Consider the following 20,774-nt stretch of genomic DNA (forward strand, 5'->3'; position numbering starts at 1 on the left):
TGCGTCAGCCTGGGAGGAGGAAGGCGCAGTCACGGCTTTGCAACCAGGGAACGCGTCAGCCCGGGAGGCGCACCTTGCCGATCATGCCTGAAAAGCCCCGCATGGAGGAGATACCTTGCCTCGCCTTCCCAAATGCCTCGTCATCATAAGCCTGTTGGTTGCATTGTCCGGCTCCGCCCATGCGGCGCAACTGGTGGACAGGGTGGTTGCCGTGGTCAACGGCAAGCTCATCACCCTGTTCGACCTCGACTCGCGCGTGGCCGACCTTGTGCAGCGCACCCAGGGCATCTCGTTCGCGCCCGGCGACCCCAGGGCCGAGGAGTTGCGTCGTCAGGTCCTGGAGTCCATGATCAACGATATCCTCATCGAGCAGGAAGCCGCCCGGCTCAAGATCACGGTTTCGGAAACCGAGCTCGATTCCCAGATCGATGAGCTGAAAAAGAAAAACAACCTGACGCAGACGCAGTTCCTGGCCGAACTGGCCAAGGAAGGACTCACGCTCAAGGAGTTCCGGAAACGCATGCGTGAGGACAGCATGAAGAAGCGGCTGCTCGGCTTCATGGTGCACCGCAAGGTCCTGGTCACCGACGATGAGATCCGGGACTACTACGAAAAAAACAAAGGCTCCCTGCCGACCACGAGGTCGATTCTCGGCCCCAAGGTCTCCGGCAACATCAGCTTCATCATGGTGCCCAGTAAAAAACAGGCCGAGGAACTGCGCCAGAAGATCAGCGCGGGGACGATCACCTTCGCCGATGCGGCCCGGAAGTTTTCCGTCGGTCCCGGCCGGGATCAGGGCGGGGACCTGGGCGACGTGCAGGTCAAGGACCTGGCCCCGCCGTTGCGTGACGCCCTGACCGCCGTTCCGGCCGGCCAGGTCAGCCAGCCGGTGATGCTCGACGGCAAGGCCGTGCTGCTCAAGCTGCGCGCCGGGAACGCCCCGGCCCCGGCCAAGGCCCCCCAGCCGGCAGCGGCGGCCGGACCGTCCTTCGAGAGCGTCCGGAACCAGATTCAGGAAACGCTGTACAAGCAGAAATTCGACAAGCTCTTCCAGGACTATATGGACAATCTGCGGTCCAAGGCGGTTATCGAGGTCAAGCTGTAACGACCCCGGTTCGCCTCACGGGTGTCCCTCCCGCCCGCCGCCGTGGTTATAGAGGAGTTTTTCTATGGATTTGAGCGAGTTAGGGACAATGCTGCGTGAGGAAAGGGAACGGCAGGGCCTTTCCATCGAGGCCGTGTCGGACAAGATCAAGATCACGCGCAGCTGTCTGACGGCCATCGAGGAGGGCAATGCAAGCCATCTGCCTCACCCGGTGTACGCCAAGGGATTCATAAAAAACTACGCCAAGCTGCTTGGCGTGGATCAGGAAGATTTTTCCAAAAGGCTGTCCGAGGTTTATCAACCCGAGGAACCGGCCCTCGATAGCGCACCGATTTTGCAAGGCGTGCCCGACGACGACTGCGGCTGCACCATCAAGTCGTCCTCGAAGTTCCCGGTCGTGCCGGCCATCGTCGTTGTCGTCATCGTGCTCATCGTGGCGGGGCTCGGCTGGTATCTCTACGGCCATGTCCTGCACAAGTCCGGTGCCGAACCGGAAACCCCGGCCCCCCAGGCCGCGGTCGAACCGACCCCCAAGGCAGCGCCGCCGCAGCCCGCCGGGGAACCGGAACGGCCCGTGCCGACCGTGCCCGTGGCCAAGCCGGCCGAACCGGCCGCGCCGTCGGCTCCGGAACAGGCTTCGGCCGATGCCACGACGCTGCCGCCGGCTCCGGCGACCCAACCGGCCGCGCCGACTCCCACCCCCGAAGATCAGGTCACCCAGGATATCGCCACCAGCGGTCCGGCCGCCGGAGGCGCCCATGCGTCCATCCCCCCCGCGCCCGAACCGGCGCCGCCCGCGCCGGGCGCTCCGTCCGCGCCGACCCTGTCCGTGGGCGAGGCCGGTCCCCATACCGTCGTCATCACGGCCAACGACCGCTGCTGGATTCAGGCCGGCGCGGACGGCGGCTCCATGCGCGAGGCCATGCTGGCCAAAGGCGACACCTTCCAGGGCCGCTTCGCCGATTACCTGCTCGTGCGCCTGGGCAACGCCGGCGCGGTGGAAATCCGCTTCGACAACAAGCTCTATCCGCTCCAGGCCACCAAGGGCGCGGTGAAAACCCTCAAGTTCGTGGCCAAGAAGACCGAGGCCGAGGCCGCCAAGACGCCGGCTGCGACCGAAACGCCGCCAGCTGCCGCCCCGGCTGTGGCCCAGGCCCCGACGCAGTCCGCTGCTGCCGGACCCGCCGCCGGCGATGCCGCCGCCACGGCCAAGGAAGTCGAGATCTACGGCCAGGACGGCAGCTGGGTCATCGTCACGCCGGACAAGGGACCGTCCAAGGAAATCTACGTGAAAAAGGGGCAGCGGCTCACGGTGCCCTTCGATGAAAAGGTCGAGATCCGCCTGGGCAATCCGAGCAGCGTGGTGTTTCGCTACGCTGGCAAGGAAACGCCCGTCACGACCGAAAAGGGCGAAAGCAAGACCATCCGGTTTCCCTAAACCAACACAGGAACCCTCCGGCGGAAAACCGTTTTCGCCGGAGGGCGGCCAGGCAACGCTTCGAGACGGCCATGGAATTTTCCGAACAGGCTCTCGTGCTCAAGGTGGGACGGTTTCGGGAAATCGACGCCTGGGTACGGCTTTTCTCTCCGGTACGTGGCGGGTATACGGCCTTCGCGTTCGGCGGCATGAAAAGCCGCCGTCGTTTTCTTGGCTGCCTGGACCCGCTCAACCATGTCCGCTTCAAGGTGCGGCGTTCGGGGCGTGGCGGGTATCATTGCCTGACCGAGGCCAGGCTGCTTGACGCCCCGACCAACCTGCGCCACGATCCCTCGCGCCTGGGCATGGCCATCAATTGCTTGAAATTTTTCGAGGCCGTGCATATCGGTCCCCAGGGCGCGGCCGATGCCTATGCGCTGTTGCGGGCCATGCTGGCCGCCCTGGAAAACGCGTCCGCGCCGTCGGCGCTTTTTCCGCTTTTTTTTCGGGCCAGGCTCGCGACCCTGCACGGCACTTTTCCGGTTTGCGACCGGTGCGCCGTCTGCGGCAAGCCCTTGGCGGACGACGAAGCCGTCTGCCATGTGGAGGCCGGCCGGCTGACCTGTCCGGATTGCCGGCATGGCGCGGACCACGGCGTGCGGCAGCATCTTTGCGGCGAAGCGCTGACCCTGCTTGGACTGGCCGTCTCCGGCGACCCGTGCGCCTGGGCGTCCTGCCGTCCCGAGCCGTCGGCGGCCCGGGAGTTTTCCCGGACCGTGGACCTGCTCGTGCGCTACCATCTGGGCCTGGCCTGGGAGCAGGGGGGCTTCGTGCGCGCCTGACCGACGACGCTTTTTCGGCTGCGGCCATGCCCGACGTTTTTTTCCGCCCCGGCGCCCCGGCCCGGCCGGCGGCGTAACCTTGAAATCGGAGCGACCATGTATTTTCAGGATCTCATCTTGACGCTGCAACACTACTGGGCCAAGTCCGGCTGTCTGGTGGTCCAGGGCTACGACACCGAGGTCGGCGCCGGCACCTTCAATCCGGCCACCTTCTTTCGCGTCATCGGCCCTGAACCCTGGAAGGCCGCCTATGTCGAGCCTTCGCGTCGGCCCACCGACGGCCGCTACGGCGAAAATCCCAACCGTCTCCAGCATTATTACCAGTTCCAGACCATCCTGAAACCCTCCCCGGACAACATCCAGGACCTCTACCTGGAGAGTCTGGCCGCCATCGGTTTCAATGCCCGCGAGCATGATATCCGCTTCGTCGAGGACGACTGGGAATCGCCGACCCTCGGCGCCTGGGGCCTGGGTTGGGAAGTCTGGCTCGACGGCATGGAAGTGACCCAGTTCACCTATTTCCAGCAGGTTGGCGGCATCGATCTGTCGCCGGTCTCCGTGGAGATCACCTACGGCCTTGAGCGCATTTGCATGTACCTGCAGCAGAAGGACTCGGTCTACGACCTGGCCTGGAATGAGCACGTGACCTACGGGCAAGTCCACCAGCGCGGCGAATACGAACATTCGCGCTACAATTTCGAGGAATCCGACGCCGCCATGCTGCTCCATCATTTCAACGCCTGCGAGAAGGAATGTCGGCGGCTTTGCGAGCTTGGTCTGGCCTGGCCGGCCTATGACTACTGCCTCAAGTGTTCCCACGCCTTCAACATGCTCGAAGCCCGGGGGGCCATCTCCATTACCGAACGCACCGGCTACATCGGCCGGGTGCGCGCCCTGGCCTCGGGGCTGGCCCGGCTCTACGCCGCCCAGCGCAAGGAACTCGGCTACCCCCTCCTCAATCAAAGCGCATAAAGGACTCCATGCCATGCCCCATTTTCTGTTCGAGATCGGATTCGAGGAGATGCCGGCCCGGTTTCTGGCCGGACTGACCGAGGAGGCCCGGGCGCTTTTTTCCGAAGAGCTGGCCCAGGTCAAGCTTGGCTGCGACACCGTGGCCGCCTTTGCCACGCCGCGCCGCCTGGTGGTGAGCATCCCGGAACTGCCCGACGCCTCGCCCCGTGAAGAGGAAGTCGTCACCGGCCCGCCCGAGCGCGTGGGTTTCGATGCCTCGGGCAACCCCACGCCCGCCGCTTCGGGCTTTGCCAAGGGCCAGGGCAAGGACGTCGCCGACGTGTTCGTCATGGAAACGGAAAAGGGCCGTTATCTGGCCCTGCGCAAGACCGTGGGCGGCGAGACGGCCATGGCTCTTTTGCCCGCCATCTGCCAGGACGTGGTCAAGAAGCTGTCCTTTCCCAAGCGGATGCGCTGGGGGGCCCGGGAATTCGCCTTCGGCCGCCCGGTGCACTGGTTCGTGGCCCTGCTCGACGACGCGGTGGTGCCTTTCTCCCTGGACGACATCGCCTCGGGCCGGGAAACGCGCGGGCACCGCATCATGGGCCCGGGTCCCTTTTCCATCGCCACGGCCAAGGACTATTTCGCCGTCATCCGCGACCAGGGCAAGGTGATCCTGGACGCCCGGGAACGCGAGGCCATGGTCCGCTCCCAGGCCGAGAAGCTGGCGACCGAAGCCGGCGGCACCGCGGTCATCAATCCGTCGCTGCTGATGGAAGTCACGGGCCTGACCGAGCATCCGGTGGTGATCCTCGGCCGGTTCGACCCCAAATTCCTGGACGTGCCGCGCGAGGTGCTGATTACCAGCATGGAATCGCACCAGAAAAGCTTTGCCGTGGAGGACGGGAAGGGCGGACTGCTGCCGGTCTTCCTCACCACCCTCGGCCTCATGCCGGCCGACCTCGAACTGGTGCGTCGGGGCTGGCAGCGGGTGCTGACGGCCCGCCTGGAAGACGCGCGCTTTTTCTGGGAAGCCGATCTGGCCACCGACATCGAGACCTGGCAGAAAAAGCTCGAAAGCGTGGTTTTTCTGGCCGGCCTTGGCAGCATGCGCGACAAGGCCCGTCGGCTCGAGCGGCTGTGCGGGGTGGTGGCCGAGCTGGCCGGCAAACCCGAGATCATGCTCGAAGCCTCGCAAGCCGGCGGTCTGGCCAAGGTGGATCTGGTTTCGGATATGGTCGGCGAATTCGCCGAATTGCAAGGGATCATGGGCGGCATCTACGTGCGGCGCAAGGGCCAGTCCAAGGCCGTGTCCCGGGCCGTGGGCGAACAATACCTGCCGGCCGGACCGGACAGCCCGGTGCCGGCCAGCCTGGCCGGAGCGCTCCTGTCCGTGGCCGACAAGGCCGACACCTTGGCCGGCTGTTTCGGCAACGACATGGCCCCGACCGGCGCGGCCGATCCGTATGCGCTGCGTCGCGCGGCGCTCGGCATCTGCCGTATCGTCATCGAGCACGGGCTGCGCTTCGACCTCATGGAACTGCTCCAGGCGGCCATCGACGGTTACGGCGACCTGAAGTTCAAGGTGGACCGCACCCATCTTCTGGCCAAGCTGCTCGATTTCTTCGGCCAGCGCCTGCGGGCCTACTTCACCGGACGCGGCTTCGACACCCTGGTGGTCGAGGCGGCGGTCGGCGCGTCGTTTACCGACATCGCGGCCCTGTCCGAGCGCGTGACGGCCCTGGCCGCCTTCGCCGCCAAGCCGGACTTCGGCCAGGCCGTGCTGACCTTCAAACGCGCGGCCAACATCATCCGCAAACAGGGCGTCGGAGCCGGGGTGCCGCTTTCCGGCGCCATCAAGCCCGAGCTCTTGGAAGAACAGGCGGAAAAAGACCTAGCCGCGGCCTGCGAGGCGGTCTTTCCGCGCTACGACGCGCTGTTTTCCTCCGGCGACTATGCCGCCGTGCTCGATGTGCTCTACGAACTGCGCCCGACCGTTGACGCCTTCTTCGACAACGTCATGGTCATGTGCGACGATATGGACGTGCGTTTAAACCGCCTCAACCTGCTCAAGGCCCTGGTCGACCGCCTGGGCCGGGTGGCCGACTTCGCCGCGTTGCAGGTGTAAGAGGGGGAGCCTCCGGCGGCCAGGGGGAAACTTTTTGAAAAAAGGGGTTCCCTCCCCCGGCTAATCAACATTTTACTTGACGCATTATGCGAGTTCGCATAAGTAAATCTGCTTCAGCGAACACTACATGGAGGAACGATCCTTGGCCAATCATAAATCCGCTCTGAAACGGCATCGTCAAAGCCTCTTGGCCCGGGCTCGCAACCGGGCGGTGAAGACCCGCGTGCGCAACGTCATCAAGGCCGTGCGCGTGGCCCTGGCCGGTGGCGACACCGCCGCCGCCGAGACCGCGCTGCTCACCGCCACGAAGGCCCTGGACAAGGCTGCCGGCAAGAAGATCATCCATTGGAAGACCGCTGCCCGCAACATTTCCCGCCTGTCCACCGCCGTCAACAAAACCAAACAGGCCTAGGGCGCTTCCTTCGCCTCGTCTGTTACGCCTTTTCGCCCGTCACGGTTCGCCGCGACGGGCTTTTGGCGTTTGTCTCCCCCCCCGCGTCATAGCGCCACCGGCCCGTTCCCGCTTGTGAGCACCGGTCGGATCGCCTCCAGTATCCAGGCGCATTCGCTTTGCAGCTCCGCGTCCACGCCGGTCAGCCGCCAAGAGAGATAGCGTGCCGTGCGCCGGGCCTCGTCCGCTTCCCCGGCCAGGGTCTGGATGCGAAAAAGCTGGTAGAGGTTCTCGACGGTCTGCTCGATGCGAAACGAGCGGGCCATGGCCTGGCGCGCGTCCCCGTGTCGGCCGCAGAGCGCCAGGACCAGGGCGCGCAGGCTCCAGGCCCCGGAATTTGCGGCATGAGCGGCCACAAGCTCCCGGGACAGGGATTCGGCCAGGTCCGGGCGGTTGCGTTCCAAGAGCAGCCGCAGCCGTTCGCTGTCCGCTTCCCAGTCGGCGGGAGCGGCCGGGGACGGCCAGTTCCCCTCCAACCGCGCCCGCAGTCGCGGCACAAAGCGTTCCATGTCCCGGTCCGGGATGGTGTAATGCCGCAACTGGTAATCGAAATCCGCCATGTTGTGCCGAAAGGCGCTCGTTGGCATGTCGCCCCGGCCGCGTTCGATTTTTTCCTGAAAATCCTGGCGTGACCGAAAGAAATAATGGTTGAGTTGTATCCGGTCGTTGTGGTGCGGCCCGTAGGGGCCGGGCAGGGGAAAGCCGCCTTCGCCCACGCAGCCGTTTCCCTCCGTATAGGCGAAATGGTGCGGGGACAGGGGGGCGCGCACGGCGCGCGGCTTGACGATGCTTTTGATGTGGAGATTGACCGGGGCGGCGTAGTCCGAACGGTGGGTGTAGTTTTCGAGGACAAGCCCGGGCGGGGTCTCGTGGCCGGAGGAGCCGAACATGACCCAGTTGACGCCAAGGCCGGCAGCGTCCTCGAAATCGGTCAAGAGCAGGCGCAGGTCGTCTTCCCGGCGCGGCAGCAAAAATTCGTCCACGTCGATGAATCCAAGCCAATGCGTGCCCGGGCCGTACGTTTTCAGGCAATGGGCGTAGGCGTTGAGCTGCCGGGCCGGGCCGGCAATGGTTTCCACGGTGCAGGGGATATGATCGGCGTGAGGGGCCAGGGTCTCGGCCAGGGGGACGCGCGAACCGTTATCGTAGATGACGAGCCGCTCGACGCCAAGCATGGCGTGGTAGGCCGCCCACTCGACAATGAAAGCGTTTTCGTCCTTGGCGATGCAGCAAAGGGTCAGGTAGTCCATGGGACGGCGACTATGGCTTTACGTAGGCATAGCCTTCGGCCTGGCGCGCAACCAACTCCACCACGCCGGCCGGCACGATCTCGCACACCGGGCAGAGCCACTCGGGGGCAAGGCCAAAATGCCGCAGCGCATTGCGGCAGACCCGGACCGTCAGCCCCAGTCCGGCGGCTTCGGTGAGCGCCTGCGCATGCGCGCCGTCCGCGCCCATCAGCTTGATGGCCGGGCCATTGACCAGGAGCACGGCCGTGAAACGTTCCTGGGGCAGGGCGGCGTAATAGTTGCGGATATTGGTCAGCGCCGCATCAAGATGGGCGGCGTCCTCATCGACATGGAAAACAACGTCGTAGCGCATAAACGATCTCTCCTTGCCGGAAATCTCTATCAGACGATGCGCAGCCGCGCCATATCCGGGCGCACCGCGACCACCCGGCCGACCACCGCCGCCAGATCGCCGGCATCGAGCAGCATCCGTCGCGCCGCCGCGACCTTCGCCTCGGGCACGGCCAGAACGAGGCCTCCCGATGTCTGGGCGTCGAAGACCAGATCGGACTTGATGGGGTCGAGGCCTTCGGCCACGGAAACGGTCTTGGCGCAGTAGTTGCGGTTGGCGAAGCTGCCGGCCGGGAGCATTCCCAGCCCGGCCAACTCAACGGCCTGGGGCAGGAAGGGAACGTCGGCAAGCCGGATCTCCACGGCAACGCCCGAAGCGGCGGCCATTTCCAGCAGATGGCCGCCCAGGCCGAAGCCGGTCACATCCGTGGCCGCCTTGAGCGAAAGTTCCCGGATCACCCGGCCGCCGGCGGCATTGAGCCGTCCGGCCCAGGTGAAAAGCTCGTTTTCGAGCACGACCGGATCGCCGAAATCGCCCTTGAGGGCCGTGGCCAAGACGCCCGTGCCGAGCGGCTTGGTCAAAATGAGGATATCGCCGGGCACAAGCCCGGTGTTGCTGGCGAAGGCGTCGGCATCGACCAGCCCGGATACGGCCAGGCCGTATTTGACCTCCGGGTCCTCCACGCTATGCCCGCCGGCCGGGACCGCCCCGGCCTCCAGAACGGCGTCCAGCCCACCGCGCAGAATTTCGGCCAGCACCTCCCGCTCCATGGTCTTTATGGGAAAGCAGACGATGTTCATGGCGGAAAGCGGCGTGCCGCCCATGGCGTAGACGTCGGACAGGGCGTTGACCGCCGCGATGCGGCCGAACTTGAAGGGATCGTTGACGATGGGGGTGAAGAAATCCACGGTCTGGACCAGCCCCCGGCCGTCCGGAAGACGCACCACTGCCGCATCCTCGTTGACGCCGGAAGCCGTCAGCAGGCGAGGATCGGTTACGGGCGGCAAGCCCTGCAAGACGGCCTCCAGGTCCCCTGGAGAGATCTTGGCCGCTCAGCCGGCGGCGGTGACGGTCTTGACCAGTTCGATGCTCATGGATTTTCCTTGTTGATTGCCATCGTAAGATCATGCACCAGCGCGTCGCGGTCAAGGCCGAAACGCGCGGCCAGTCCGTTTATCGTCTCGAAAAGCCCCTGGCACAGCAGGCAGCAGCCCGCCGCCGCGTCGTAGTCGCGAAAGACGTCCTGGGTGGCCGGATGGGCCGCCACCAAGTCCAGGACCGTCATGGCATCCGAGTCGAACGGCGGTGGTTCTCCTGGCAATCGATTCATATCAATCCTCAAGAGAGTAAAAATAACTACTTTAATTTATTATCAATTTTAAAAATCGACAGGCCAATGGCACCTGGGTGGCGGTGTTTCCAGGCAAAGCCAAGAGGTGACTCGTTTGATTCATTCCGTCCGTTGCGTGGCCGGCGGGAGGGGGCGCGGCCACGTGCGGCGCATATTTGAAGAATACGCCTTCGCGTCCGCGCAACCTCCCGACAGCCCTGATCCTGTGGTCCATCCGTGGAAGCCTTTCCTGGCTCGGAGAAGCGCCCGACGTCTGGCCTACCGCTCCTGCGCCTCTTTGTAGCAGCTCGATAATATTCTAGTATATTTAAATATTTTTATAATACATCATGTTATGGTTTAACTTTTTAATTGGTCCCTTTGAAAGTTTTTGAAGGGGGTCCAGGGGGAAACTTTTTTCAAAAAGTTTCCCCCTGGCCGCCGGAGGCTCCCCCCTCCTCCAAAGTCTCCGCGCCGCTTTGGACGGCCCACATGCCGGCGTAGACCCCGCCTGCAGCGAGAAGCGCTTCATGGTCGCCGCGTTCGACCACGTACCCGTCCACCACGACCAGAATCTGCGAACACTGGCGCACGGTGGAAAGGCGGTGGGCCACGGCCAGGGTGAGACGGCCATCGCGGAAGGCGTACAGATTCTGCTGGATAATGGCCTCGGTGCGGGTGTCCACGGCCGAGGTGGCCTCGTCGAGGATCAGGATGGCCGGATCGCGCAGGATGGCCCGGGCCAGGGACACCCGCTGGCGCTCGCCGCCGGAAAGCTTGAGGCCGCGTTCGCCAATGACCGTGTCGTAGCCGGCCGGGAGCTTCATGATGAAGTCGTCGGCACCGGCCACGGCCGCGGCATGGCGCACGGCGGCCATGTCCGCCTCCGGGCGGCCGAGCAGGATGTTTTCGGCCACGGTGCCGTGAAAGAGAAAGGCGTCTTGGGACACGTAACCGAGGTGGCCGCGATAGCTGTTGAGCGTGTAGGCGGCAAGCGATGCACCATCGACGGTGATGACCCCGCCGGTCGGCTCGAAATAGCGCAGGAGCAGTTTGACCAGAGTGGACTTGCCGGCCCCGGTCGGGCCGACCACACCCAGCACTTGGCCCTTTGCCAGGCTGAAGCTGATGCTGTTTATGACCTGTCCGCGCGAAGGGTAGGCGAAGCGCACGTCCGTAAATTCCAGGCGGCTGGGCTTCCCTATCAAGGCCACGGCCCCAGGCGCATCGGCCACGCGGGGGCGCACGGCGAACAGCTCGCTGACGCGCGAAGCGGCGGCCTCGGCCCGCTGAATCTGGTTAATGAGCATGCCGAAGACGAAAAGCGGCAACACCAGCCGGGCGGCAAAGAGCACAAAGGTGGTGTAGTCGCCGACCGTCGGGCCATGTCCGGCCGCCACCAGATAGCCGCCGCCGGCGAAGACCGCGCCGAAGGACAGCCCGGCCACGGTATAAATGGCCGGCAGAAACCGGGCCCGCTCGCCCTCGGCGGCGATGGCCTCGTCGCGGTAACTGGCCGAACGCGCGGACACGGCCTTGTAAAGCCTGTCCTCGGCCGTGTAGGCCTGGATGACCCCCATGCCGCTGATGTTGTTTTCGAGAATGCCGGCAATGGCCCCGACGGCCCGGCGCGTTTCCCGGTAGCGGGGCTGGACCCGGGTCACGAAGCGGCGCACGGCGAAGATGGCCAGGGGCAGGGGCACGAAAAGGAGCAGGGCCAGCCGCCATTCCAGGAAAAACAGGTAGCCGTAGATGCCGCAGAAAGTGACGACCAGCCGGATGATCGAGGTCGTGGAGTCGGTGAGGAAACTTTCCAGGGCATCCACGTCGGCCACGATCACGGACATGATGTCGCCGGTCTGGCGGTCCTCGAAAAAGGCCGGCTCCAGGGATTGCAGATGGCCGTAAAGCGCCAGCCGGATATCGTGGCGGGTCTTCTGGGCCAGGGCCGAAAGCATGTAATCCGAGCCGCTTTGGAACACGGCCAGAAAGATGAAGCTCGTCAGTACGGTCAGACCGTAGAAGAGGTAGACCTTGGGATCGGACTCGCCGCGCGCGGCGGCGTCGATGACCCGGCCGGCGATGGCCAGGGGGAGCAGGTCGCAGGCCCGGGCCAGAATGTTGAGGGCCAGACCGCCGATCATGGCCTTTTTGTACGGACGCAGGAAGGTGTAGAGCCGCCAGACCTGCCGGCCGAGAAAGGCATGGCGGTCTTTTTTCGGGGGAGAGACTTGGTTTTGTGTCATAAGAGGAGCAGCAATGCGGCATAGCCGGCCGCGCCCAGGGCAAAGGCCGGGAAATTGCCCGATCCGTCGAGCGGGACTTCATCCTTCATGGTGTTCATGACCACGCCGCCGGCCAGAAAGGCGAACAGCACGGCCAAAAGTGCCTCGTGAACGCGAAAGACCACGCCAAAGGCCCAGCCGCCAAGGACCGCGCCGGCCAGCACCTTGCGGCCAAGGCGATGGTAGTCGCCGGTGAAATGCCGCCGCAGCCCGTGGTCGGTTCCGGCCATGTGCAAGGCCATGGCCACGGTGTAGGTGACAAGGCTCACCGGTCCCGGCACCTCCCGGTTGTCCAGCAGGTAGCCGATCAGAAAACTGTACAGGCCAAACGAGGTCAGATGCAACCAGAAGACGCCGCTTTTCTCCGGCCCGGCCGGCGGGGCGTCGCGTCCCCCCCGGGCCAGGATGGCCGCCCGCTCCAGGCCGTAGAAGACGAGCAGCCCGGCCAGGGCGACCAGGAACACGTGGTGGTCAAGCGCCGGCAAAACGGTCCAGCCGGCCCGAAGCACCGCTTCCTGGCCCGCGCACAGATCGGGAAAGATGTGGACGAAGACGTAGGCCGTGGCCGCGCCGCCGGCCAGGGACAGCCATGGGCTTCGCGGCGCGTCGAGGGCCGGGGAGAGCAGGCGGATGTAGAGATGGGTCAGCGCCAGAAAAAGGGCCATGATCCCGGTCGCGCCGGTCACACACCGCCCTCCTTGGCCTTGGCGGCGGCCCGGCGCACAAGCTTTTCTTCGTCGGCCCAGGCGTCCTTGTCCGCGTTTTTGACCAGCCGGCCGGCAACGGCCAGTTCGTCGGGAGTCAGCTCGATGCCCAGTTCCGTCAGGCGCAGGGCCAGCGCCGCCCGACCCGACATGGGCGAAAGGGGCAGGCGAAAGCCGTGCGCCCCCACGGTTTCGGGGTGAAAGGGCAGGTAGGTGTCGGGGTTTTTGAGCAGCCCGTCCTGGTGCACTCCGGCCGCCGTGGCGAAGATGTTGGCCCCGACCACGGCCTTGTTCGGGGCGATGGGCACGCCCGAGCGCGCGGAAACGAGACGGCACAGCCCGGTAAGGTGACTCGGATCGACGCCGACGCTGCGACGGTACTGCCTGCCGTGCAGGCGCAGGGCCATGACCGTTTCCTCAAGCGGCGCGTTGCCGGCCCGCTCGCCGATGCCGCCCACGGTCAGATGCACGATATCCGCGCCGGCCCCGGCGGCGGCCAGGGTGTTGGCCGTGGCCAGACCCAGGTCGTTGTGGAAATGCACCCGCAGGCGTACCCCGCGCGGATGGGCTAAGCGCGTGAGCATGCGCACCCGACGCCTGACCATCTCCGGGGTGAGCACGCCGAGGGTGTCGGGAAAACCGATGCCCGTGGCCCCGGCGTCCATGGCCACGGTATAGGCCTGGCGCAAAAAGGCCGGCTCGGTGCGGCTGCCGTCCTCGCAGCTGAAGGTCACCTTCAAAAAACGCTTGCGCGCGTAGGTCACGGCCTGCCGGATCATCTCCAGGCACTCGCCCTTGGTCTTGCCGAGCTTGTCGCGGCGGTGCAGGGCGCTTGTGGCCAGAAAAACCCCGACGCCGCGCCGGTCGGGATCGGCGTGTTGCAGGGCTTCCCAGGCGGCGTCGATATCGGCCGTAAGCGCCCGGCACAGCACCATGATCCGTGGACCGGCCACCTCGGCGGCGATGCGGCGTACCGCCTCGATTTCCCGGTCGGAAACGGCCGGAAAGCCGGCCTCGATGACGTCCACGCCGGCTGTAGCCAGGGCCTTGGCGATGACCACCTTGTCCTCGACGGAAAAGCGCACCCCGGGCATCTGCGCGCCATCGCGCAAGGTGGTATCGGAAATGGTGAGCGGTGTTACACGGTCCGTTAAAGGATTGGGCAAATGTTCGGACATGGGGCTTTTTGCGCTCTTTTCGCCCCAAAGGCAACGCGGGTGATTTTGTACGAGGGCGTGCTCACCGGTGCATACGGTTTGACGAAAAGAGGTGCCGAGGCTAGGATTTATCGGATCGAAAACGCAGTGCAACACCCTGTTGCGGCAGGGGGAGGGATGCGATGGCGACCATCGGCGTTTTACTGTCGGGATGTGGCGTGCTGGACGGCTCGGAAATCCACGAGGCGACGTTGGCGCTCTATTTTCTGGACAAGGCCGGGGCCAAGGTCATCTGTCTGGCTCCGGAGATGACCGCGCCGGCCATGGACCATGCCGCCAAGGCCCCAAGCGGGGAGATGCGCAACGTGCGCGTGGAGGCCGCGCGCATCGCCCGGGGGGCGGTGACCGACGTGGCCAGCATGACCGCCGACTCCCTGGACGGGTTGATCTTGCCCGGCGGCTTTGGCGCGGCAAAAAATCTCTGCGATTTTGCCGAGAAAGGCGCGAAAGGAACAGTCTTTCCTGCCGTGGCCACACTGCTTGCCGCCATGCATGCCGCCGGCAAGCCCATCGGCGCCATCTGCATCGCCCCGGCCGTGCTGGCCTTGGCTCTGGGCCGGTTTCATCCCGAGCTGACCATCGGCAACGATCCCGGCACGGCCCAGGCCCTGGAAGCGGCCGGCGCGAAACATGTCGCCTGCGCCGTGGACGAAATCCACGTGGACGCGGCCAACAACCTCGTCACGACCCCGGCCTACATGCTCGGTCCGGGCATCGCGGACATCGCCAAGGGCATCGAAAAGCTGGTGGCGGAAGTCCTGTCCCGGGTCCGTCCGTAATGGCGGGCTTGCGACCGTTTACGGTTTGAGCGCAGAGGAGGGCGGATGCGCCGGCTTTTCGTCAATGCGGACGATTTCGGCCTGACCGAAGGGGTGAGCGCCGGGATTCTCACGGCCATGGCCGCCGGCGTCGTCGGTGGCACGACGGCCATGGTCTGCGCCGAGGGCGGGCTTGAGCGACTGACCCGCCTGGGGCCGCAAATCGCCGGCCGGGTCGGGTTGCATCTGCAACTCACGGGGGGGCGTCCCTGCCTGCCGCCGGAGCAAATCCCCAGTCTGGTCACGGAAGAGGGGCTTTTCCCCCGCAAAAAGAAAGCGGTCGTGGACGTCGATCCGAACGAAGTGCGCCGGGAATGGCGGGCCCAGTTGGCCCGGTTCCGGCAATCGGGCCTCATGCCCAGCCACCTCGACTCCCATCATCATATCCACAACCGGCCGGAGGCGTTTCCGGTCTTTGCGGAGCTGGCCCGGGAACTCGGCGTGCCGGGGCGGGCCGTTTCCGACGCCATGCGGGAGTCCCTGACCTCCGCCGGTGTGGTCCATGCGGATTTGTGCCTCACCCGGTTTTACGGCGAGAACCTGAGCGCCACGACGTTTTTGTCCCTGGTGGACGCCGCCTTCGCCGCCCTTGGCGGTTCGGGAACGGTGGAGGTCATGGTCCACCCCGGCCGCCACGACGCCGCGTTGGCCGCGATAAGCACCTACAGCGCTGGACGCGAGCAGGAACTTGCGGCGCTTACCGAACCGGGCCTGGCCGAAGCCCTGGCCGAGCGGGGCATCCGCATCGTCACCGCAGCAAGCCTGCTTGGAACCGGGCCGGACCAGGCGGTTGCGCCGCGTCGCCAAGCCTTGTAAGGGCCCGGGCAACGCTGTATCCTGCGTCAGCCGTCGTTTTCTCGAGATGGCCGACACCATATCCGGCAGAAAAATCGAACGTCGGGGGAACCGGCGCAACGACACGCCGCCAGGGGGAGGGCGCATGCGGGACGACATTTTGCTTGCCATGCGCAAATTCGTGGCCCCGGAATTCGTTTTCGGCAACGGGGCGCTGACCCTGGCCGGGCGTCAGGCGGCCGGCCTCGGCGTACGCCATGCCTTGCTCGTGGCCGATTCCGGCCTCATGGATTTCGGCTGGCCGCAGCAGGTCCAGGCGAGCCTTGACGCCTCCGGGGTGGAAACCACCCTTTTTACCGCTTTTTCCTCCAATCCGCGTGACCACGAAGTCATGGCCGGAGCACACGTTTTCGATGACGCCGGTTGCGACGCCCTGGTGGCCGTGGGCGGCGGTTCGGCCATGGACTGCGCCAAGGCCATCGGCATCGTCAGCGTCAACAAGCGGCATATCCGGGAATTCGAGGGCGTGGACAACGTGGAACGCCCCGGTCCGCCGCTTCTGTGCGTGCCGACCACGGCCGGCACCGGGGCCGAGGTCTCCCAGTTCGCCATCATCACGGATAGCGTGCGCCGGGTGAAAATCGCCATTGCCGGCAAGACGCTGATCCCGGACGCGGCGCTCATCGACCCCGAGACCACCGTGACCATGCCGGGGACCCTGACCGCCCATACGGGCCTGGACGCCCTGACCCACGCCATGGAGGCCTACGTTTCCAACGCCAACAGCCCCATGACCGACCTGCTGGCCCGGGAGGCCATCCGGCTCATTGCCGCCCATCTGCTCCCGGCCATGCGCAATCCCAAGGACATGCAGGCCCGTGGCGGCATGCTCCTGGCCAGTCTTTACGCCGGCATGGCCTTTTCCAACGCCATCCTCGGCGCGGTCCACGCCATGTCCCACAGCCTGGGCGGGCTGCTCGACCTGCCGCATGGGCTTTGCAACGCCATTTTGATGGATCACGTGGCGCGATACAATTTCAGCGCCGCGCCGGAGCGGTACGCGGACATCGGGCGGCTTCTGGGCGCCCGATTTGACGATGCCGCCGCGCCGGAGGAAAAAAAAGAGGCTGTGCTGGCCGCCATGCGGGACTTCAAGCGCGCCGCCGGGGTCACCATGGGGCTGGCCGAAATCGGGGTCGACCCGGAAGCCCTGGCCCAACTTGCCCACAATGCCCTGGACGACCCCTGTCTCCTGACCAACCCCCGGCAGCCAAGCCAAGCCGATATCGAAGCCATCTATGAAGACGCCAGGCAAACGAGCCGCTGACGCCAGCCGCCGGGACAGGCTGCTTGGCTTCGGCGAACATTCGGTCAGCAAAAGCTATTACCCGGAACTCAAGCGCCGCCTTGACGAGCTCGAGCGCTTCCGTTCGCTCCTCGAGCAGACCGGCGAGGCCATTTTCCTGGTCGATGGGCGCACGGGCCGCATCACCGATACCGCCGGCGCGGCCGGGGGCATTCTGCGCCAGGAGCGCGAGGCCCTCGTCGGACTTCCTTTTGCCGAACTGCTTCCCGTGGAGGCCGTGGAGCATCTCCATGGGCTTTTTTCCGGGGATTTCGCCGCTGGACGCCTGGAAACGGTCCTGACCCGGCCGGGAGGCCAGGGAACGACCCCGCCCGTGGAGATGACGTTCCGCATGGCCAAGGGCGAGGACGGCCCCATCGCCGTCATCGTGGCCCGGGACGTGTCGGAGCGTAAAAAAAGCGAACTGGCCTTGCGCCGGGCCGAGGAAAAATACCGGGGTATCGTCGAAAACGCGGCCGAAGGCATTTTTCAAAGCTCCCTGGACGGCCGGCTCATCAGCGCCAACCCGGCCGTGGCCTCCATACTGGGCTATGCTTCGCCGCGCGAGATGATGCGCCGCGTCAAAAGCCTCATCGACCAGACCGTGGCCCACGAGGAAGACCGTCGCCGCATCCGGACCGAACTGGAACGCTACAATCAGGTCAAAAACCTGGAAGTCCAGCTCGTCACCAAATCCGGCGACCTGATCTGGGGCCTCATAAACGCCCGGTGCATCCGGGACGCGGCCGGCGAGGCGGAACGCTTCGACGGGTCGCTCCAGGACGTGAGCATCCGCAAGCAGGCCGAGCAGACGCTGCTGCGCTACCACGACGAGCTCGAACGCCGCGTGGCCGAGCGCACGGCGGAACTCACCCGCGCCAACGAACGCCTCACCCACGAAGTGACTATCCGCAAGCGGGCCGAAGAGGCGGCCGACGCCGCCAACCGGGCCAAATCCGAATTCCTGTCCATGGTCTCCCACGAGATCCGCACCCCGCTGACTTCGGTCATGGGGTTTGCCGTCATCATCGAAAAGCGCCTGGATCAGCTCTTCAGCCGCCTGCTCGGCGACGATCCCCGGCAGCGCCGCCAAGCCGAGCAGATCATGGAAAATCTCGGCATCATCGTTTCCGAGGGCGAACGACTCAAGCACCTCATAAACGACGTGCTGGACCTGGCCAAGCTCGAGGCCGGCAAGATGGCCTTCCGGCACGAGCGGGTGGACCCGGCCGAAGTGGTGCGCCATGTCATGAGCGCTTCGGAAGGGTTGCTTGCCGCAGCAAGCCGCAAGGTCGCCCTGAAAACGAGCATCCAGGGACGATTGCCCGAGGTCATCGGCGACCGCGACCGGCTGATCCAGGTGCTGGTCAACCTGGTCTCCAACGCCCTCAAATTCACCGAGCAGGGCTCCGTCACCTGCCGGGCCAGAGCCGAGGACGGCTATGTCGTCATCGATGTGGCCGATACCGGCATAGGCATTCCGGAAGCCGACCAGCATAAGGTTTTCGAAAAATTCAACCAGATCGGCGCAACGTTGACCAACAAGCCCAAAGGCACGGGCCTGGGGCTTGCCATCTGCAAACACATCGTCGAGTCACACGGCGGACGCATTTCGTACGTATCACGCTTCGGTTCGGGCAGCACATTCACCTTCGCCCTGCCGATTGCCTAACCGTGGGCATTACGGTATGTCCCCTGGCCCGACGCGCGGCACTGCGCGCGTCGGCAACGTTTTTCCCAAGGACCCCCCGCATGAGCCAGAAAATTCGAAACGAATCGCTTCGCAATATCGCCATCATCGCCCACGTCGACCACGGCAAGACCACGCTGGTCGACCATATGTTCCGCCAAAGCGGCCTTTTTCGCCAAAACCAGGAAGTTGCCGACCGCATCATGGACAGCATGGACCTGGAACGCGAACGCGGCATCACCATTGCCGCCAAGAACTGCGCCGTGATCTCCAGCGGGGTCAAAATCAACATCATCGACACCCCGGGCCACGCCGACTTCGGCGGCGAGGTGGAACGGGCGTTGTCCATGGTCGACGGCGCGGTGCTTTTGGTCGATGCATCAGAAGGGCCGTTGCCCCAAACGCGCTTCGTGCTCAAAAAGACCCTGGACCGGGGCCTTCCCGTCATCGTCGCGGTCAACAAGATCGACCGCAAGGACGCCCGCACCGAGGAAGTCTTAAACGAGATTTACGACCTTTTCATCGACCTGGACGCCTCCGAGGAGCAGTTGGAATTCCCGGTGCTCTATGCCATCGGCCGCGAAGGCATGTGCAAGGAATCGCTGGAGGAGGAGGGCAAGGACCTGGCGCCCCTGTTCAAGCATATCCTGGCGACCATCCCGGCCCCGTCCCATGACCCCGACGAGCCCTTCCGCATGCTGGTCTCCGACCTCGGCTATTCCGACTTCCTGGGCCGGCTGGCCATTGGCCGGGTCATCTCGGGCACGGCCCGCATCAACGAGACGCTCGTGTGCATCGACGAAAGCGGGGTGGCCAAGCCCCTTCGCGTGTCCAAGCTGCAAGTCTACCAAGGGCCGAGCCTGACCGAGACCGACGAGGCCGAGCCGGGCGACATCATCGTGCTTTCCGGCGTGGAGGACGTCACCATCGGCGACACCATCTGCACGGCACAGGCGCCCAAGGCCCTGCCGCGCATCCATGTGGACGAGCCGACCGTGGCCATGCGCTTTGCCATCAACTCCTCGCCGTTCGCCGGCCGGGAGGGCAAGTTCGTGCAGTCGGCCAAGCTGCGCGAGCGCCTCTACAAGGAAACGCTGCGAAACGTGGCCATCCGCGTGGAAGAGACCGAGGACAAGGACAGCTTCACGGTCAAGGGCCGGGGCGAGTTCCAGATGGCCATCCTGGTCGAGACCATGCGCCGGGAAGGCTTCGAACTGTCGGTCGGTCGGCCGGAGGTCATTTTCAAGACCGAGGACGGCGTGCGCAAGGAGCCCATCGAGCACCTCTTTATCGACTGCGACGAGGCCTTCGTGGGCGTGGTCACGGAAAAGCTTTCCATCCGCAAAGGCCGCATGTTGAACCTGGTCAACCACGGCTCGGGCCGGGTACGGGTGGAATTTTCCATTCCATCACGGGGACTTATCGGTTACCGCGACGAATTTTTGACCGACACCAAGGGTACGGGCATCATGAACTCGTCCCTGGACGGCTACGAGGAATACCGGGGCGATTTTCCCAGCCGCTTCACCGGTTCCATCGTCTGCGACCGGCAAGGCGTGGCCGTGCCGTACGCGCTTTTCAACCTGGAGCCGCGCGGCCGGCTTTTCGTCGTTCCCGGCGATCCGGTTTACGAAGGCATGATCGTCGGCGAGCACAACCGGGATAACGACATCAACGTCAATCCGTGCAAGGAAAAAAAGCTGTCCAACATGCGCGCGGCGAACAAGGACGAAAACGTCATCCTGTCGCCGGTGTTGCCCATGACCTTGGAGCGGGCGCTGCATTTCGTGCGCGAGGACGAGATGGTCGAGATCACGCCGGTGTCGCTGCGGTTGCGCAAGACCGTGCTGTCGGCCAAGGATCGCCACACCATGGACGGCGCCAAGAAAAAAGACAGCGCCTAGTCCGACAAGTCGTAGCGTGATTTTCACGAAAAAAGCCCGGAGCGTGTCCGGGCTTTTTTTATGGGCGGGATTGCCAGGGCGTTAGCGGGAAACGCGCTGCGGCCACCGATTGGCGATTGGCGTCGGTCTCAGGCGCGGCTGTGGCTGTGGCGAAGGTCAGGCGGTCGGACGGTGTAAAAAACATGAGCTCTTTGGTTGGCCGGCGTCGGGA

18 protein-coding genes are annotated in these 20,774 nt (G+C 64.9%); 11 read left to right on the plus strand and 7 right to left on the minus strand.

Features of this window, described 5'->3' with window-relative positions:
- Window positions 1–115: 115 nt before the first annotated feature.
- The 6 genes from K9F62_16560 to rpsT all read left to right on the plus strand — a co-directional run bounded on the left by K9F62_16560 (window position 116) and on the right by rpsT (window position 6,855).
- Window positions 116–1,105, plus strand: a complete 990-nt coding sequence (locus tag K9F62_16560) for a SurA N-terminal domain-containing protein (GenBank protein ID UJX40296.1) — start codon at window positions 116–118, stop codon at window positions 1,103–1,105.
- Between the two features lie 64 nt (window positions 1,106–1,169).
- Window positions 1,170–2,543: a DUF4115 domain-containing protein gene (locus K9F62_16565; GenBank protein ID UJX40297.1), complete on the plus strand. Its 1,374-nt coding sequence runs from the start codon at window positions 1,170–1,172 to the stop codon at window positions 2,541–2,543.
- A gap of 71 nt (window positions 2,544–2,614) precedes the next feature.
- Entirely contained in the window at window positions 2,615–3,364 is a 750-nt protein-coding gene (gene recO / locus K9F62_16570; protein UJX40298.1) for a DNA repair protein RecO, read from the plus strand.
- Between the two features lie 96 nt (window positions 3,365–3,460).
- Window positions 3,461–4,336, plus strand: a complete 876-nt coding sequence (locus K9F62_16575) for a glycine--tRNA ligase subunit alpha (protein ID UJX40299.1) — start codon at window positions 3,461–3,463, stop codon at window positions 4,334–4,336.
- A 13-nt stretch (window positions 4,337–4,349) separates the two neighbouring features.
- The gene (gene glyS / locus K9F62_16580; GenBank protein ID UJX40300.1) at window positions 4,350–6,443 is read left to right on the plus strand and encodes a glycine--tRNA ligase subunit beta; all 2,094 of its coding nucleotides are present in this window, start codon (window positions 4,350–4,352) and stop codon (window positions 6,441–6,443) included.
- A 142-nt stretch (window positions 6,444–6,585) separates the two neighbouring features.
- Entirely contained in the window at window positions 6,586–6,855 is a 270-nt protein-coding gene (rpsT, locus tag K9F62_16585) for a 30S ribosomal protein S20 (protein UJX40301.1), read from the plus strand.
- An 86-nt stretch (window positions 6,856–6,941) separates the two neighbouring features.
- Here rpsT and K9F62_16590 read toward each other — a convergent pair whose 3' ends face one another.
- From K9F62_16590 to K9F62_16620, 7 genes are all read right to left on the minus strand, one after another.
- A complete protein-coding gene (locus tag K9F62_16590) occupies window positions 6,942–8,144 on the minus strand; it encodes a glycosyltransferase family 2 protein (GenBank protein UJX40302.1) in 1,203 nt (400 codons plus the stop codon).
- Between the two features lie 10 nt (window positions 8,145–8,154).
- On the minus strand, window positions 8,155–8,496 hold the full coding sequence (locus K9F62_16595; protein UJX40303.1) for a DsrE family protein: 342 nt from the start codon (window positions 8,494–8,496) through the stop codon (window positions 8,155–8,157).
- Window positions 8,497–8,525: 29 nt separating this feature from the next.
- Window positions 8,526–9,569 carry a selenide, water dikinase SelD gene (gene selD, locus K9F62_16600; GenBank protein ID UJX40304.1) on the minus strand — a complete coding sequence of 348 codons (1,044 nt, stop codon included), beginning with the start codon at window positions 9,567–9,569 and terminating at the stop codon, window positions 8,526–8,528.
- Window positions 9,566–9,805, minus strand: a complete 240-nt coding sequence (locus tag K9F62_16605) for a hypothetical protein (GenBank protein ID UJX40305.1) — start codon at window positions 9,803–9,805, stop codon at window positions 9,566–9,568. Before K9F62_16605 ends, selD begins: the two co-directional genes overlap by 4 nt.
- Window positions 9,806–10,224: 419 nt before the next feature.
- Window positions 10,225–12,051: an ABC transporter ATP-binding protein/permease gene (locus K9F62_16610; GenBank protein ID UJX40306.1), complete on the minus strand. Its 1,827-nt coding sequence runs from the start codon at window positions 12,049–12,051 to the stop codon at window positions 10,225–10,227.
- Window positions 12,048–12,755: a hypothetical protein gene (locus K9F62_16615; GenBank protein UJX43232.1), complete on the minus strand. Its 708-nt coding sequence runs from the start codon at window positions 12,753–12,755 to the stop codon at window positions 12,048–12,050. The genes K9F62_16610 and K9F62_16615 overlap by 4 nt, the downstream gene beginning before the upstream one ends.
- 17 nt (window positions 12,756–12,772) lie before the next feature.
- Window positions 12,773–13,972, minus strand: coding sequence for a pyruvate carboxyltransferase (locus K9F62_16620; protein ID UJX40307.1), 1,200 nt, complete (start codon window positions 13,970–13,972; stop codon window positions 12,773–12,775).
- Window positions 13,973–14,133: 161 nt separating this feature from the next.
- Between K9F62_16620 and elbB the strand changes: the two genes are divergently transcribed.
- From elbB to typA, 5 genes are all read left to right on the plus strand, one after another.
- On the plus strand, window positions 14,134–14,790 hold the full coding sequence (gene elbB, locus K9F62_16625) for an isoprenoid biosynthesis glyoxalase ElbB (GenBank protein ID UJX40308.1): 657 nt from the start codon (window positions 14,134–14,136) through the stop codon (window positions 14,788–14,790).
- Window positions 14,791–14,835: 45 nt separating this feature from the next.
- Window positions 14,836–15,645 (plus strand): carbohydrate deacetylase, encoded by an 810-nt coding sequence (locus tag K9F62_16630; GenBank protein UJX40309.1) that lies wholly within the window; start codon window positions 14,836–14,838, stop codon window positions 15,643–15,645.
- 124 nt (window positions 15,646–15,769) lie between these two features.
- The gene (locus K9F62_16635) at window positions 15,770–16,951 is read left to right on the plus strand and encodes an iron-containing alcohol dehydrogenase (protein UJX40310.1); all 1,182 of its coding nucleotides are present in this window, start codon (window positions 15,770–15,772) and stop codon (window positions 16,949–16,951) included.
- Window positions 16,923–18,641: a PAS domain S-box protein gene (locus K9F62_16640; protein UJX40311.1), complete on the plus strand. Its 1,719-nt coding sequence runs from the start codon at window positions 16,923–16,925 to the stop codon at window positions 18,639–18,641. The genes K9F62_16635 and K9F62_16640 overlap by 29 nt, the downstream gene beginning before the upstream one ends.
- Window positions 18,642–18,721: 80 nt before the next feature.
- Window positions 18,722–20,563: a translational GTPase TypA gene (gene typA, locus K9F62_16645; GenBank protein UJX40312.1), complete on the plus strand. Its 1,842-nt coding sequence runs from the start codon at window positions 18,722–18,724 to the stop codon at window positions 20,561–20,563.
- Window positions 20,564–20,774: the final 211 nt, after the last annotated feature.

Source organism: Desulfovibrio sp. JY, assembly GCA_021730285.1.
Taxonomy (GTDB): Bacteria; Desulfobacterota; Desulfovibrionia; order Desulfovibrionales; family Desulfovibrionaceae; genus Solidesulfovibrio.